Annotated in this window: 12 protein-coding genes and 1 pseudogene; 11 read left to right on the top strand and 2 right to left on the bottom strand. The window is 64.0% G+C overall.

Translation table 11 applies throughout. The features are described from left to right. Genes ACPUER_RS06960 through ACPUER_RS06935 form a run of 6 tightly spaced genes read left to right on the top strand, consistent with a single transcriptional unit; the run spans position 1 to position 4,596 of the window. Positions 1 to 504 (top strand): hotdog family protein, encoded by a 504-nt coding sequence (locus ACPUER_RS06960; protein WP_175958953.1) that lies wholly within the window; start codon positions 1 to 3, stop codon positions 502 to 504. Then, a complete protein-coding gene (locus ACPUER_RS06955) occupies positions 501 to 1,226 on the top strand; it encodes a 3-ketoacyl-ACP reductase FabG2 (protein WP_175958954.1) in 726 nt (241 codons plus the stop codon). Before ACPUER_RS06960 ends, ACPUER_RS06955 begins: the two co-directional genes overlap by 4 nt. Then, positions 1,226 to 2,455, top strand: coding sequence for a beta-ketoacyl-ACP synthase (locus tag ACPUER_RS06950; protein ID WP_175958955.1), 1,230 nt, complete (start codon positions 1,226 to 1,228; stop codon positions 2,453 to 2,455). Before ACPUER_RS06955 ends, ACPUER_RS06950 begins: the two co-directional genes overlap by 1 nt. Further along, entirely contained in the window at positions 2,452 to 3,690 is a 1,239-nt protein-coding gene (locus ACPUER_RS06945) for a beta-ketoacyl-[acyl-carrier-protein] synthase family protein (protein WP_425130711.1), read from the top strand. Before ACPUER_RS06950 ends, ACPUER_RS06945 begins: the two co-directional genes overlap by 4 nt. A 32-nt stretch (positions 3,691 to 3,722) precedes the next feature. Beyond that, positions 3,723 to 4,148, top strand: a complete 426-nt coding sequence (locus tag ACPUER_RS06940) for a signal peptidase (RefSeq protein WP_175958957.1) — start codon at positions 3,723 to 3,725, stop codon at positions 4,146 to 4,148. Positions 4,149 to 4,161: 13 nt separating this feature from the next. After that, on the top strand, positions 4,162 to 4,596 hold the full coding sequence (locus tag ACPUER_RS06935) for an excinuclease ABC subunit A (protein WP_175958958.1): 435 nt from the start codon (positions 4,162 to 4,164) through the stop codon (positions 4,594 to 4,596). A gap of 48 nt (positions 4,597 to 4,644) precedes the next feature. Here the strand turns inward: ACPUER_RS06935 and ACPUER_RS06930 are convergent, their stop codons facing one another. Beyond that, positions 4,645 to 5,364, bottom strand: a complete 720-nt coding sequence (locus ACPUER_RS06930) for a class I SAM-dependent methyltransferase (RefSeq protein ID WP_072436629.1) — start codon at positions 5,362 to 5,364, stop codon at positions 4,645 to 4,647. A gap of 103 nt (positions 5,365 to 5,467) precedes the next feature. Here ACPUER_RS06930 and ACPUER_RS06925 point away from each other — a divergent pair, with 103 nt between their 5' ends. Continuing rightward, on the top strand, positions 5,468 to 6,727 hold the full coding sequence (locus tag ACPUER_RS06925) for an NAD(P)/FAD-dependent oxidoreductase (protein WP_425130710.1): 1,260 nt from the start codon (positions 5,468 to 5,470) through the stop codon (positions 6,725 to 6,727). An 89-nt stretch (positions 6,728 to 6,816) separates the two neighbouring features. Here the strand turns inward: ACPUER_RS06925 and ACPUER_RS06920 are convergent, their stop codons facing one another. Further along, a complete protein-coding gene (locus tag ACPUER_RS06920; protein ID WP_175958959.1) occupies positions 6,817 to 9,018 on the bottom strand; it encodes a glycoside hydrolase family 3 C-terminal domain-containing protein in 2,202 nt (733 codons plus the stop codon). A gap of 724 nt (positions 9,019 to 9,742) precedes the next feature. Here ACPUER_RS06920 and ACPUER_RS06915 point away from each other — a divergent pair. From ACPUER_RS06915 to ACPUER_RS06900, 4 genes and pseudogenes are all read left to right on the top strand, one after another. Then, entirely contained in the window at positions 9,743 to 11,845 is a 2,103-nt protein-coding gene (locus ACPUER_RS06915; protein ID WP_425130709.1) for a right-handed parallel beta-helix repeat-containing protein, read from the top strand. A 105-nt stretch (positions 11,846 to 11,950) separates the two neighbouring features. Next, positions 11,951 to 12,172, top strand: a complete 222-nt coding sequence (locus ACPUER_RS06910; protein WP_425130708.1) for a hypothetical protein — start codon at positions 11,951 to 11,953, stop codon at positions 12,170 to 12,172. A gap of 195 nt (positions 12,173 to 12,367) precedes the next feature. Beyond that, positions 12,368 to 12,604 (top strand): annotated as a pseudogene (locus ACPUER_RS06905) (polysaccharide biosynthesis/export family protein); the annotation flags it as partial. A 429-nt stretch (positions 12,605 to 13,033) separates the two neighbouring features. After that, positions 13,034 to 14,821, top strand: coding sequence for a serine aminopeptidase domain-containing protein (locus tag ACPUER_RS06900; RefSeq protein ID WP_425130707.1), 1,788 nt, complete (start codon positions 13,034 to 13,036; stop codon positions 14,819 to 14,821). The last annotated feature ends 9 nt before the right edge of the window (positions 14,822 to 14,830 follow it).

Genomic DNA, 14,830 nt, shown 5'->3' with positions numbered 1-14,830 from the left:
ATGCAGACCGGTTCGCTGACCGAAACGTTGCACGACGGTGCGGAGATCGCCGTTTGCGACGTGCTCGACGTGCTGCCGCATCGCGGCACGATGTTGCTGCTCGACGCGATCGAACGCTGTTCGGAAACGGCGATCGAGGTGGCCGCGAGCGTGCGCGACGATGCCTGGTATGCCGGCGACGACGGTGCGATGCCGGCGTGGATCGGTATCGAGCTGATGGCGCAGGCGATTGCCGCGCACGTCGGGTTGCTCGCACGGCATGCGGGCGGGCGAGCGAAACCGGGCGTGCTGCTCGGTGCGAACCGTTACACCGCGCACCGGGCCGCGTTCGACGCCGGCGCGGCATTGCGGATCACCGCGCGCGAATTGCTGCGCGGTGACGAAGGGCACGGCGCCTACGAATGCGCGATCCATGCAGGCGATCGGTGCTGCGCGGAGGCGATCGTCAAGGTGTACCAGCCGGACGATTTTCAGTCTTTTATCGAAGGGAGTTTCAACTCATGACTCGGCGAGTACTCGTGACCGGCGCGAGCCGCGGTATCGGCCGGGCCGTTGCCATGCGCCTCGCGTCGGACGGCTTCTCCGTGACGGTTCACTGCCGCAGCGGTCGCGATCAGGCGGAAGCCGTCGCGGCCGCGATCCGGGAGCAGGGCGGCACGGCGGGCGTGCTGCAGTTCGACGTGCGCGACCGCACGGCCTGTCGGCAGCAGCTCGAGACTGACGTGGAAGCGAACGGCGCGTACTACGGCATCGTGTGCAGCGCCGGCGTCACGCGCGACGGCGCGTTTCCCGCGCTGACGGACGAGGACTGGGACGTCGTGATCGAGACCGGGCTGGACGGGTTCTACAACGTCGTCCATCCACTGACGATGCCGATGGTGCGGTTGCGCGCCGGGGGACGCATCGTGACGATCGCGTCGGTATCGGGCGTCATCGGCAATCGCGGACAAGTCAACTACAGCGCGGCGAAGGCCGGGTTGATCGGCGCGACCAAGGCGCTCGCGGTCGAACTGGCGTCGCGACGCATCACGGTCAATTGCGTTGCACCCGGCCTCGTCGACACCGGCATGCTCGATGACGTACCGCTCGAGCACGCGCTGCAGACCGTGCCGATGGGACGTGTCGGACAGCCCGACGAAGTGGCGGCGGTGGTTGGATTCCTGATGTCCGATGCGGCGACCTATGTGACGCGGCAAGTGATCGGCGTCAACGGCGGGATGGTGTGATGAAGCGAGTCGTCGTGACGGGAATGGGCGGCGTGACCGCTTTCGGCGAAACGTGGCCGGAAATCGAGGCGCGCCTGCGCGGCGCGCGCAACGCGGTGCGGCGCATGCAGGAGTGGGACTGCTACGAGTCGCTGCATACGCGGCTCGCGTGTCCGCTGCCAGGCTTTGTGGCGCCGGCATGGTACCCGCGCAAGAAGACCCGGTCGATGGGGCCGGTGTCTCTGTATGCGGTGCGGGCGAGCGAACTCGCGCTTGCCGATGCCGGGCTCGCTGACGATCCGTCGATCAAGGACGGCCGGATGGGCGTCGCTTACGGCTCGTCGTCGGGTTCGGTCGAGCCGATCCGCGCGTTCGGCACGATGCTCGAGACCGGCTCGATGCGCGACGTGACGTCGAACAGCTACGTGCAGATGATGCCGCATACGACGGCCGTCAACGTCAGCCTGTTCTGGGATCTGAAGGGCCGCATCGTGCCGGCGTCGTCGGCGTGCGCGTCCGGCAGCCAGGCGATCGGTTACGCATACGAGGCGATCGCGGCCGGCAAGCAGGCACTGATGCTCGCCGGCGGGGCCGAAGAGTTGTCGGGGCCGGCCGTCGCGGTGTTCGACACGCTGTATGCCACCAGTACGCGCAACGATGCCGCCGCACTGACGCCGCGGCCGTTCGACGTCGGCCGCGACGGTCTGGTCGTCGGGGAAGGGGCCGCGACGCTGGTGCTCGAGGAATACGAACATGCGCTCGCGCGTGGCGCGACGATCCATGCCGAGATCGTCGGCTTCGGCTGCAATTCGGACGGCGGACACATTACGCAGCCGACCGCCGAAACGATGGCGATCGCGATGCGGCTTGCGCTGCGCGACGCGTCTCTCGATCCGGCGGCGATTGCATACGTGAATGCACACGGCACGTCGACCGATCGCGGCGATGTCGCCGAGAGTCATGCGACGGCATCGGTGTTCGGCGAAAACATGCCGATCAGTTCGCTGAAGAGCTATGTCGGTCATACGCTCGGCGCGTGCGGTGCGCTCGAGGCGTGGTGGACGATCGAGATGATGAAGCGCAACTGGTACGTGCCGACGCTCAACCTCGATAACGTCGATCCGGCTTGCGCTTCGCTCGACTACATCGTCGACGGCGCGCGCGCGATCGACGCGGAGTTCGCGATGAGCAACAACTTCGCCTTCGGTGGGATCAACACTTCGTTGATCTTCCGCAGGGGCGTCGCGTGAGCACAACCGGTTACGCGCCGGCGCGCGTCGTCGTCACGGGGCTCGGCATCGTGTCGTGTCTGGGCAATTCGCTCGACGACGTGTCGGCCGCGTTGCGTGCCGGCCGCTCCGCTATCCGTCGCGTCGACGGCTGGCGTGCACGTGGTTTCCGCAGCCAGGTCGCGGGCGTCGCCAGTGTCGATGCGGCTGCGCCGTTCGCGCGCAAGCACGAGCGCTTCATGGGCGATACCGCCCGCTTCGGCGCGCATGCCGCCGCCGCGGCACTGCGCGATGCCGGACTCGATCCCGCGACGCTGCGCTCGCCGCGCGCCGGCGCGATCATCGGCTCGGGCATCGGCTCGATGGCCGACTACGACGACGCGATGGCGATCGCGGCGCAGCGCGGGATCGACAAGACGCCGCCCTATATCGTCCCGCGTGCGATGAGCAGCACGGCGTCGGCGTGCGTCGCGCAGTTGTTCGGCATCGAGGGCGTGTCCTATTCGCCGTCTTCCGCGTGCACGAGCGGTGCGCTGGCGATCGGGCATGCGATGCAGTTGATCCGGTCGGGCTGCCAGGACATCGTGCTCGCGGGCGGCAGCGAGGCGCTCCACGACAACATGACGCTGATGTTCGACGCGATGGGCGCGTTGTCGGCCGGTTACAACGACACGCCGGCGCAGGCGTCGCGGCCGTACGCGTGCGGCCGTGACGGCTTCGTGATCGCTTCGGGGGCCGGCATCCTCGTGCTCGAGTCGCTCGACCACGCACGCTCGCGCGGCGCGCGAATCTACGCGGAACTGACCGGGTTCGGCCAGGGCACGGATGGCGCGGGCATGGCTACGCCGCACGCAGCGGGGATCGCGCGTGCGATCCGCATGGCGATCGAAGGCGGCGGACGACTGCCCGATTATGTGAACACGCACGCGCCGTCGACATCGCTTGGCGATATCGAGGAGCTGAAGGCGCTTGCCGATGTGTTCGGCGGCAACGTGCCGCCGTTTTCGTCGACGAAAGGAATGACCGGTCATCCGCTCGGCGCGAGCGGGGCGCACGAGGCGCTCTACACGATCCTGATGATGCGCGACGGCTTCGTTGCCGGCACCGCGGTCGAGGGCGAGCCCGATCCGGCGCTCGGACGGATGCCGCTGGTGCGCGAAGCACGCACCGCGCGGATCGAGCGCGCGCTGTCGATCTCGTTCGGGTTCGGCGGGAGCTGCGCAAGTGTGTTGTTGGATGCCTGGAAAGGCGATTGAAGTGAACCTACTGAGCTGAGAGGACAGGAACAATGAAGCAGAAAGCACATCTGGCCGGCATGCTGATCGCGGCGACGTTGTTGACGGGCTGCGGCACCGTGGTTCGTTCGCTGCCGCTGCCCGCGTCGGCGACGGCACAGGATGCGTCGGGTGTCAGCCTGTATTTCGGAGCGCAACCTCATCCGGCAGTGAAGACGAGCATCGGCCCGCGTTCGGAGTCGGTGCGCGTGCGGCGTGCGACCGAAGCGGAACAGCCGACGTGCGAACAGGCGTTGAGCACGGCGCTGGACCGTCTGCGCGAATATGCGAAGAATCATGGCGGGAACGCGGTCATCAACGTGACGACGCGCTTTCACGACAAGCGTTCCGATTCGACGACCGAGTACACCTGCGGCGTGAGCGGCAGCGCCGGCGCGATCGCGGTGTCCGGCGACGTCGTGCTGCTCGACAAGCAATGACACGGAGGATGGCATGAAGTACCGGATTGCATTCGCGCTGCTCTTCGCCACGTTGGCGATGTCACAGGCTCATGCGCGCGATTCTGTCGGCAACTATCCGATCGAGAGCGCGCTGACGAGCGAGGGCGACACGCTCGGCGGCGATGTCGCGCTCTATTTCGGCGATCAGTCGCACCCGAAGATCGTCAAGTCATACGGCACCTTCGCGACCAACAAGAAGACCAACGCGTTCGGCAAGAGCGACGAGGCCGCGTGCCAGCATGTGTTCCTGTCGGCGGCGCTCGAGCTTCAGGCGCGAGCACGGAAGGAGGGCGGCAACGCTGTCGTCGGGATCAAGAGCAACTACCGGAACGTGTTGCGCAGCAGTACGACCGACTTTACCTGCGGTGCGGGCGCATTCGTGGCTGGCGTGGCGCTGACGGGCGAGGTCGTGACGCTGAAGCACTGACGCGCGGCGGGCGAGCCTGAACGAGGGCCGCCCGATGGCGGGCCCCGTTCAGGCCGGCTTGCGTGCGGCGACGTTGACGAGCGTCTCGCGACGCTTGCCGGGCTTCGGGCTGTGCAGGCCGATGCGTTCGAGCAGGCCGAAGTCATTCGCGCGGCTCCACCACAGATACGGAAACGACACGTTTCGGGCGTCGAACGCGAAGCCGGTTTCACGCAGCATCGCGAGATAGCCGTCCGCGCTTTTCTGAACCTGCATAGGATGTCGAAACAACAGCCGGATGACCCACGACTTGATATAGGCATCGGTCGACTCGGCGAACAGCAGTACGCCGCCCGGCTTCAGCACCCGATGGAACTCGGCCAGCGCACGTTCCTGTTCGACGAGATGGTGGAAGGTCTGGTGGCAGAAAACGACGTCGACGCTTGCGTCGGCGAGCGGAATGCTTGCGCAATCGGCATGCCGCAATTCGACGAGGGTGCCGCAGTGCCGGGCTGCTTCCGACGCGTGCGCAAGCGATTCGTCGTGGCAGTCGATCCCGACGATCTTGCCGGGAGCGAACGCGTCGTTCAGCAAGCGAAACGACTTGCCTTGTCCGCAGCCGGCATCGAGGATGACGGGCGACTTCGGCAACGGCGCCGCGACGAGCCGCTTCAGATCGTTGATGGCCACGCGAAGCACATGATGTTCCCAGGTGTGCGTGCGAAGAAACCAGATGCCGAAGGCGGTTTCGGGAACGTAAGTGGACGTGCGCGTGCGATAAGCTGTCATGTGCCTCTCGTTGGTACTTTTGTTGAACGGTTATTGTAGTTTGCATCGCCGAATTGCGGCGCAAAGAATCAACCTGCCCGATGAACCGGGATGGAAGGCAAGCATGAATGAAATGAAATCGGAATCGGTCGACGTTGCGATCATCGGCGCGGGACCTGCCGGCGCGGTTGCAGCGGGGCTGTTGCGCAAGGCCGGACGGTCGGTGCTGGTGCTCGAGCGCCAGCACTTTCCGCGCTTCTCGATCGGCGAAAGCCTGCTGCCGCAGAGCATGGATTATCTCGACGAGGCCGGCATGCTGCAGGCGGTCGTCGAGGCAGGGTTCCAGTTCAAGAACGGCGCGTACTTCGTGCATCGCGACCGGATGTCGTCGTTCGATTTTCGCGAGAAGTTTACGGAAGGATGGGGGACCGCGTATCAGGTCGAGCGCGCCACGTTCGACGACGTGCTGATTCGCTGCGCGGCCCGGCAAGGTGCAGACGTCCGATTCGGTCACACGGTGCGCGCGTTTGTGCCGGGCGATCGCCCGATGCTCGATGTTGTGGACGAAGCCGGGAGCGATTACCGCGTGCACGCGTCGTTCGTGCTCGATGCAAGCGGATTCGGCAGGGTGCTGCCGCGCCTGCTCGATCTCGAGGCGCCGACGCGGCTGCCAATGCGCGCGGCGATCTTCTCGCACGTCGAGGATCGCTTGCCCGCGGGATCGACCGATCGCGACAAGATCTGCATCGCGGTGCACCCCGAGCGGCGCGACGTGTGGTTCTGGATGATTCCGCTAACGAACGGACGCTCGTCGGTCGGTTGCGTGGCGGAGGCCGCTTTCCTCGACGTGCCGGACACGCGTCGCGAAGAACTGCTGCGCGAGTTGCTGCAGACCGAACCCACGCTGGCGCGCCTCGTCGGCAGCAAGCCGTTCGTGATGCCGGTGCGGCACATTGGCGGCTACGCGTCGAACGTCGAGCGCCTTCACGGCCCCGGTTACGCGTTGCTCGGCAATGCGGGCGAGTTTCTGGACCCGATCTTCTCGTCGGGCGTGACGATCGCGCTGCGGTCGTCCCATCTGGCGGTCGCAGCGCTCGAGCGCCACCTGTGCGGCGAGACGGTCGACTGGCAGCGCGACTACGGCACGCCGTTGCGCAAGGGAATCGATACGTTCCGCGCATTCGTCGAACGCTGGTATTCCGGCGATCTGCAGGACATCGTCTTCCATGACGACAAGGCGCCGGAAGTCAAGCGGATGATCTGCTCGATCCTGGCCGGCTATGCATGGGACGAGTCGAATCCGTTCGTGCGCGAGCCGGCGCGGGGTCTCGATGTGCTTGCCGAAATCTGTCGCTCGGCCCGGCCGGAGCAGCGCGCCGGTTGAGTGGTTCCGGTGAAGATCGTCAGCAGATGAGCAAATGCGGGGGGGCGCCGCGCACGTCATGTGCGGCGCCGCCGTCGGTTCATCGCCGCTCAGTTGCCCTGCAGCCGGATATCGCGCGACGACGCGCCGACATACACCGTCCCGCCCGGCACGACGCGCCAGCCGTTGCGCGACGTATCCCACACGCTCTGCATCCGCGGCGACACGGTGACGCGAACATGCCGCGCCTCGCCCGGATTCAGCCGGATCTTCTCCCAGCCGACCAGCCGCTTCGGCGGTTCGTCCTTGTACGGCACGCCGAGATAGACCTGCGGCGTTTCCGCACCGGCGACGCGCCCGTCGTTGCGCACGGTGAACGCGACGCTCAGCGAGCCGTCCCATTGCCGCGACACCGACAGCCCCGAATACGCGAAGTGCGTATACGACAGCCCGTAGCCGAATTCGAACATCGGCTTGATGTTGCGCGCGTCATACCAGCGATAGCCCATGTTCAGCTTCTCCGCGTAGACGGGATCGTTGTCGAACGCGCCGTTTTGCCCCCACGTCGGCGAATCCTGGTCGCGCGCCGGGAACGTGACGGGCAGCTTGCCGGACGGATTGACGGCGCCGAACAGCACGTTCGCGATCGCCTTGCCGCCGGCTTCGCCCGGATACCACGCCTCGACGATCGCGGACACCCGGTCCTTCCACGGCATCAGCACCGGATTGCCGCTCTGGACGACGACGATCGTATGCGGATTCGCGCGCGCGACGGCTTCGACGAGCGCATCCTGGTTCGACGGGTTCGCGAGGCTCAGGCTTTGCAGTTCGCCGAAATCCTCGCCGGCCGGCTGCGCGACCACGACGATCGCGACGTCCGAGCGGCCCGCGAGCGCGGCGGCCTGGTCGATCTCCTGCTGCGTGTACGCGCGGAACGGCGACTGCTGGTCGCTGTTGCCCGCGTACGTGACCTGCGCGGCCGGCGCGAGCGCGCGGATCGCCGCGACGATCGGCACGTCGACCTTCAGCCACGGATTACGCCACCAGCTGCAACCCGTCGACGACCCGAACGTCAGGCCGCCGCAGCCCGCGAACGAACCCGTCACCGGGTCGCGCGTGTTGCCCGAGCCGCCGCCCGACAGCACGGCCGCATCGGCATGGCCGCCGATCACGGCGATATGCGACAGTGCAGACGCGGCAAGCGGCAACTGGTTGCCGTCGTTCTTCAGCAATACGATCGATTGCTCGGAGGCCGCCTGCGCGAACCGGTTCGCGGCAGCGAAATCGATCGTGCCGCCGCCCTTGGCCGGATCGTCCATCACGCCGACGCGGATCATCACGGCGAGCTTGCGGCGCACCATGTCGTCGAGGCGCGCGGTCGACACCGAGCCGTTCGCAATCGCCTGCTTGACTGCCGCCGGCGTCAGGTACACGCTCGGCCCGACGTCTTCTTCCTCGTCGAGCCCGGCGTTGATCGCGGCGGCGGTGCTGTGCGTCGCGCCCCAGTCGGACTGCACCTGGCCCTGGAAGCCCCATTCGTTCTTCAGCACGTCGTTCAGCAGGTGATTGTTCTCGCACGCATACGTGCCGTTCAGGCGGTTGTAGCTGCACATCACGCTGCCTGGCCGCCCGCGCTTCGCGGCGATCTCGAACGGCAGCAGGTACAGCTCGCGCAGCGTGCGTTCGTCGATCTGCGTGTTGCCGCCCATCCGGCCGTGCTCCTGTTCGTTGCCGGCGTAGTGCTTGATGGTCGCGATGACTTTCTGCCGCTGCGTCGCGAGCGTGCGTTCGGCGAGCAGGTCGCCGGCGAGCAGCGGATCCTCGCCGAGATACTCGAACAGGCGGCCGCCGCGCGGTTCGCGCGCGAGATTGGTGCCGCCGGCGAGGCCCATGCCGAACCCTTGTGCGCGCAACTGGATCGCGACCTGCTTGCCGAAGTCGTACGACAGGCGGCGATCCCAGCTCGCGGCGACGGCGATCGTCGCGGGGAACGTCGTGCTGGCCTGCGACGTGCTGCCGGAACCGGTCGCCGAGTCGACCATGTTGAGATCGGGAATGCCGAGCCGCGGCACGCCCTGGATGTAGCCGGCGCCGCCGCCCGGCACCTTGGACATTTCGTATTGCGAATGAATGAACTGAATTTTTTCGTCGAGCGTCATCTTGCGCACGAGCAGGTCGGCGCGCCGTTGCGCGGCGGACGACGCGAACGCGTCGGTGGCGTCGCCCTGCGAGTTGAAATCGGCGTTGCCCGCGTAGGCGGTGGTGCAGAGGGTCGCTGCCAGCACGACGGCCGGCCAGAGTTTGTCCCGCATGTTGCTCTCCATGATCGTATTGCTCGTTGTTCGGATGATGTCTGGAGCTGCGCACGCCCGGTGGATTCGCACCGGACGCATTCGGCTGGCGATGCAGGGTGGTTGCGCGTCGGCATGCCAGGCCAGGCGGGGAATCGTTACGGCCGGTTGGGCTCGACCGGTCAACGCGGGCGGCGATGCACTGGCCGTCCGACGCTGCCGAATCGGATGTAGCGACTCTCAGCAGCGACTAATGGTATGAATGTAGTTCGACTACAGCATCGGTGTTTCTACCGATACGTACGATCTTTATTCGATCCGGTCGCGCGACGCGACGAAAAGACAGTCATCGTTCCCGATTGCGGCGGTGCGGCGGGGTAAGAAGTACTCGTCCGAGGAAAAATCGTCGTCCATCGTGATGTCGTTGAACTGCCGTCCCTTCGTGTCGGATCGATACGCAGCCAGTGCGTGGAGCAGCGCCGGAATCCCTGTCGCGTTTCTGCCGTATCGGGAGCGCGAGGATTTTTCGGAACCACCTGCCTACTTCGGTTATTCCGCGCACCTTTCGTTGAGAAATCTGCCCCTATTCTGAGACTGTTCGTGCGTTCAGATGCGAGTACGCGCGCATCGAGGTGGTCGACAAGGTCGCGAAACGATGTATGCGAAATTGGGTGATCGCCGAGAATCCCGCAATTTAACGTCAATTTTTTGCGTCGCAATGGATTGCGATCGCAGGAGTGCTCAAATGACAGCAGAGTTTCCGGCTACATATATCGTTGGTACGGCGACGGGCCTGACCGCAAGAACGCTTCTCCAGGAATTGGTCGATTTGCCGATGAGTGTGAGGCGGTTCGGAGTGGTGGGTGACGGCGTGACCGATGATACGGCGGCACTCCAGGTAGCGCTCAATGCCGGGATCCCGTTGTATTTTCCGCCGGGAACTTACCTGTACAGCAATACGCTGACTGCAACGGCCTCGATCATCGGGGCCGGGTGGGACTCGATCCTGCAGTGCACGACGCCGCAAGGCCAGAATTCGGTGATTTACTGGAGGAATGTCAGCAATTTCAAGGTGCGGAATCTGCAATTCTTTTCGAAGAATTCGACTGCGTATTATCCGGACGAGAACGCTGGTTCACTCAACATGCTGGGCTGCAGCCAGTTTGAAATTTCGGGGTGCAAGTTCAATAACTCGGCCGGTGGCGGCGCGATAATGCGCAGTTGCGTCAACGGCAAGGTGTTCGGCAATACCCTGCTCAATATCTGGCATGACGGCATTCACGTCACCAAGGCAAGCTCGGACATCACCGTCACGAACAATGAAGTGATCAACGGCGGCGATGACGCGTTTGCCGTGGTTGGCTATTTCAACGAGGGCGTCCGTCCTCAACGCATTACGATTGCAAATAACCGGGTTGTCGGAACCAAATATGCACGCGGCATAGCGATTGTAGGTGCTCAAGACATCACGGTGACCGACAACCAGATCTACAATCCGATGGGTGCCGGTGTTTATGTCGCGTCAGAGTTGACGAGCGTTTACCAGTCGTACGGTAACGATAACGTGACGGTCGCCAATAATGTTCTGGATACGTGCGGGGTTCAATCCAACATCGGTGCAATAGTCAATTCGCCAAATGGCCCGATCGGCTATGCGGCATTGGCCGTGACCGCGACGGCCGGATTCAATAATTCGAATATCACGATCGTCAACAACACGATCAAGAACGCGGCGGGAACGCCGATCGGACTGTGGCAGCCGGCCGGAAGCAACATCCACGTCAATATTTCGCAGAACACGATCAGCAATGCATGGGATCCGAACAACAAGAACGGATTCCCGTTGACGACGATCAGTGCGACGTCGGCGTCTCGGACGCTAAACTTTGCCAATACCCCTGGCGTTGCCGTCGGCATGACGGCCTGGTATTTCAACGGGTCGACAAGCGTATCGATCGGCACGGTCGTATCGGCCGGTGTATCGACGGTAACGCTGAGCCAGAATGCGACCGTACCGAGTGGCGGGACCGTGATTTTTTCCGGCGTTGGCCTGTTCGGGGCGACGATTGCGACGGCGGCTTCGGCCGCGAGCGGCGCCACGTCGCTGACGTTCGCCACGACGACAGGCGTGACCTACACCGATACCTACGGCTTCGGCTCGCCGGGTAACGAAACGACAGGCGTGTCGATCGGGCAGAGCGTCAGCGGTACCAACATCGCGGCCGGAACCTTCGTGACCGGCCTGACGGCGAATTCGGTGACGCTCAGCAAGGCGACGACCGGCACCGTGGCGAGCGGTGCTTCCATCGTCTTTACCCCGATGGTCTGCATGACGTCTCAAACGATCGCGACCTCGGCCGCATCGGCGGCGGGAACCAACACGCTGACGTTTACGCCGTATCCGTCGGCACGCGGCTGTGCGGTGGGGCAAGGCGTATCCGGAACGAACATTCCGGTCGGCACTTACGTGACGTCGGTTTCCGGTAACGGAAATGGCCCGACCGTCACGCTGTCCAATAATTTCACGGGCAGCGGAATTGCCAGTGGCGTGTCGATTACGTTCACCGGGACCGGCGGACTGAGCGCCGTTTCCGGAATCGCCCTGTACAACACCCGAGGGTGCATCGTCTCGAAGAATCAGTTGTCCGGCATCTCGAAGGACGGGATCTACGTGGACGGATCCTGCACGTCGTTCACGGAGATCAGCGGCAATGCCGGGGAAAATATCGGCTGCTGCAACGGGTTCGCTCGCTTCATCACGGTCGGGACGCTCACGGCCGGGGCGTCGCTCAAACTGCGGGGAAACTATCTGGCCCAGCCGGCCAACTATCCTCGCGCAATCGACTAGCTGATCTCGTCGAACTCATGGGCCTACACGTCGTGGAGCGAAGACAATATCGCTCAAAACGGCTTTGTCGGCTTCGGTGTGCAACTGACGCCGGTTGCACAAACGGTGAGTGCTTCGCCGTGGACGTTCGCGAACAGCTATCCGAGTGCGGTCAGCATGTCGATCGCCGGCGGTACGGTGTCGTCAATCAGCGTGTCGAGAAGCGGGCAGCAGGCGTATGCAACCGGGTTGACGAACGGGATGGTCGATCTCAAGCCGGGCGACGCGATGACCGTCACCTATAGTGCCGCGCCCACCGTCACGATGATTCCGAGACTGGGACAGTAGTGCGGGAATCGAACGCGGCGTGCAGGGCGGGTCGGCGCGACCACATGTTTGGATGAAGATAGGTTTTTGGTGGGGTTGCTCACATACACGCCGCCCCGGACGGTGTCCAATCAGGTATTCCCGCATGAGCGGCTTCGTCGGAGCATGATCGGCGCGGTGATGCTGGTGCGGGCTGTCCAGTGTTGTAACGGGTGTCGTTCGAGACGACGATGCAAAGTGTTCGTGCTCGACGAGGTGTCACGCCCGGCGACGCTGACGTTGACCGACGGGCGCATGAACCGGTGCGAAGCGCTCGCCGAGCAGATCGTGCTCGAGCGTCACGACGTCGTATTCGTCGATGCGTCATCGCTTGTGCGCTGGAGCCGCGTCGTGAACCTGCCGATTCCGTCTGCGGCGCCGGGTACGCTGACTGCCCGTGCCGTTACTCCGTGAAACCCGCCTTCGAATGTCGTATTCGCGGCTCTTTCCGCGCTTGTCGAACCAGGGCAGCACGAATTCATCATCCCTGCCTGACCGGTGCGATGCAAGATGTGCTGCATTGGAAATGTAATGTGACGTACGGATTACGTCAGCATTGAATGGTCTACTTTCTGTATGCATCGGGGGCGGGGGCGTCTGCCCGGTGCATCGAGGTCATCCGATGTGCAAGACCGTGAGATTGGGAATGCGAACAAGAGCATTCTCGAAACCGCTCTCCATCTCGAAGGGCCCGCGGATCGGGGTGGTCTGCGGCGGATGCTCGCGTGTCGTACGTCCACCTCACTTTATTCATCTGGGCAATGATCGACCGCTTGTCCCTTGGACCGAGGCAAGCATGCATGGAAATCCGGCCCGTCAGACACTTAAAACAAGGACCAAACCATGACACCCATCCAGTTCGATGGATGCGTTGGGTGGCTTCACGAGGGGAATCGACCACATGGCGTTGTCATCTGCGAACCGCTCGGCCATGAGGCGCTTTGGCTTCACAAACTTGTGCGTTCAATTGCCGAGCATCTTGCCGACCGCGGCTTCCCGGTGCTGCGCTTTCACTATCCGGCGAGCGGCGATTCGCTTGGAGACGAACGGGATTCCGAACGCTTCGACCACATGCTCGAGAGCGTCCGGCATGCTGTTCGGACGCTGTACGAAAGCGCCGAGGTGGACAGCCTGACACTCGTCGGCGTGCGCGCTGGTGCGGCATTGGCATTTCTCGCCACCGATGGCATACCCGGACTCACAAGTTTCATCGCACTTGCACCCGTTGTGCGTGGTCGCAGTTATGTGCGAGAGCTTTCGCTCGTGGCGCAACGCTGGCTCGACAACGCGCCACCGACTGTGCGGGATGCGGTTCGCAACGATAGGTCATTCAACGTACTCGGCCATGCGTATCCCGACGATCTCGTCGGCGCGCTCCGGCGCATCGACCTGTGCGAAGCTGCCGGCCACATGCGTACGTTGCCTGCGCGCGCGTTGCTCGTCGATGTATCGTATGGCGACAGTCCTGCGTTATTGGACGCACTGCAGGCGCGCGGTGTCGCGGCGAGCATCCAGGCGTGTTCGGACTGGGCGGCCACCATGCGCGAACCGCACTGGTCGAGGCTGCCCGATGCGCTGCTCGATACGATCGCGAACTGGCTCGACGACCGTTCTGAAGCGACCGTTTGCGCCTCGGCACGGCGCCCCGTGTCCGGCTTCGAGTTGGCTGGAAACGGCAGCGTCGAACGGATGATTTGCGTGGGACCGCAGCAACTGGTTGGCGTGCTGTGCGAACCGGCCGGCGACTCGATCCGCGCCGCGGCACCCACGCTGCTGATGGCCAATACTGCCGCTAATCCGCGTACCGCCGACGGACGCCTTGCAGTTCGCCTGGCCCGATCGCTTGCGGCGGTCGGTATCCGCAGCCTGCGCATTGATTCGAGCGGCATTGGAGACAGCAGCCGTCGCGCACGCGACGACCAGTCCGACATTCCGTATTCGGACCAGACGATTGCCGATTTGGTATCGGCCGCGCATTGGCTGAAAGAGGCCGGTCACCACAAGGTCGTTACATTCGGGATCTGTTCCGGGGCATACGCATCGCTGCATGCGGCCGCACGTGGATCGCTCGCCGGTGTGATTACGGTCAATCTCCCGGTTTTTATCTGGCCGCGTGGCGAGACGCTCTCGAATGTAGTCAATAACCAGACCAATTCGATGCGCGGCTATATCGCATCGTTGCGCAGCGTCGACAAGTGGTGCCGTCTGCTGCTCGAAGGTCGCGATCTGCGTCCGGTAGTGCGCGCATTTGCCCGCTTCGTCGCGGATTGCATGACCGTGCCGGTCATGCGCCTCATGGAGCGTGTCGGCCGGGTGGCGGGCAAGGACACACCACGGGGGTTACTGCGCGACATGTCCGCGCGCGGCATTCAGGCTCACTTCATTTACGGTACGTTCGATCCCGGCATCGATGTCGTAGTCCGGCATTTCGGCCCGGTGTCAGGTGCGTTCTCACACTTGCAGAATGTATCGATCGACACGCAGGATGCACTCGATCATTCACTGCACGGCAATGTCGCCGCGCAATACGTCATCGACCGCTGCGTTGAGTTGCTTTCCGGCTGGCATGCGCCGGCAGAGCCTGCCGCGACCCGAAAAGCGAACGCGGGAGCGAAACGTGTGACCCCGTAGCCTTCCCGC

Source organism: Burkholderia sp. DN3021, from assembly GCF_049805555.1.
GTDB classification, from domain to species: Bacteria; Pseudomonadota; Gammaproteobacteria; order Burkholderiales; family Burkholderiaceae; genus Burkholderia; species Burkholderia pyrrocinia_C.
The sequence above is the reverse complement of the archived record's forward strand: the minus strand, read 5'-3'. Positions and strand labels throughout refer to the sequence as shown.